Origin of the sequence: Paenibacillus sp. B2(2019), assembly GCF_008370385.1 — a bacterium.
In the GTDB taxonomy this organism is placed as follows: Bacteria; Bacillota; Bacilli; order Paenibacillales; family Paenibacillaceae; genus Paenibacillus_AQ.
In genome coordinates, this window is sequence record NZ_VTZR01000040.1 from 1 (window position 1) to 1,104 (window position 1,104).

Sequence of the window (1,104 nt, forward strand, 5' to 3'; positions counted from 1 at the left end):
ACTGCAATGCTTCCTGTTATTTTAATGTCTATTGCTACGATTATTACATTGCTTCAAAAAACGATCGGATTTGAAGATAATAGTTTACTAGCCGCTATCCGTTTTATTGGTGATGCATCAACTTCCATGTTAATTTCCTTACTGGTTGCTGTCTATACCATGGGATTAGCAAGAAAAATTCCAATCAAAACTGTAATGCAATCTTGTACAACTGCTATTACTCATATTGGGATGATGCTCTTAATCATTGGGGGCGGCGGAGCCTTCAAACAAGTATTGATTAATGGCGGCGTGGGTGACTATGTAGCCGAACTATTCCAAGGAACTTCATTATCACCCATCTTGCTTGCCTGGATCATCGCTGCAATCTTACGTATTTCCTTAGGTTCTGCTACTGTTGCATCTTTAACAACTGCTGGTTTAGTTATTCCGATGTTAGGACAATCTGACGTTAATCTTGCTTTAGTCGTGCTTGCAACGGGAGCGGGTAGTTTAATAGCTTCCCATGTTAACGATGCTGGTTTCTGGATGTTTAAAGAGTATTTTGGTCTAAGCATGAAAGAAACATTTGCAACATGGACATTGCTTGAGACAATCGTTTCTGTAGCTGGATTAGGATTTATTCTATTACTAAATTTATTCGTTTAACAACAATATTTGTGGGCAGTAACCCCCACTTATTCTCTTAGAATCTCCTGTGTCAATAAGTGAGGGTTTTTTCTACCTATTAATTAGAAGGAGCAGGAAAAAATGTTCAATACAATTGGTGTCATTGGGTTAGGGGTAATGGGCAGTAATATCGCTTTAAACATGGCTAGTAAAGGTGAGCAAGTGGCTGTTTATAATTATACAAGGGACTTAACCGATAATCTTGTTGGCACAACGGAAGGTCAATTAATCCATCCCTACTACAAAATTCAAGACTTTGTTCACTCCTTAGAAACGCCAAGAAAAATCTTCCTTATGGTCACAGCGGGCAAACCGATCGATTCGGTGATCAGTGCATTAGTACCTTTTCTTGAAGCAGGCGATGTGATCATGGACGGTGGTAACTCCCATTACGAAGATACTGAACGTAGATATGATGAATTGAAGTCTAAAGGA

At 39.0% G+C, this 1,104-nt stretch carries 2 protein-coding genes; both read left to right on the plus strand.

What is annotated here, in order from left to right:
• On the plus strand, window positions 1-648 hold a 648-nt coding region (locus PAENI_RS31700), incomplete at its 5' end, for a gluconate:H+ symporter (RefSeq protein WP_223179050.1).
• A 102-nt stretch (window positions 649-750) separates the two neighbouring features.
• Window positions 751-1,104: NAD(P)-binding domain-containing protein (locus PAENI_RS31705; RefSeq protein ID WP_262495814.1), on the plus strand; the 354-nt coding region annotated here is incomplete at its 3' end.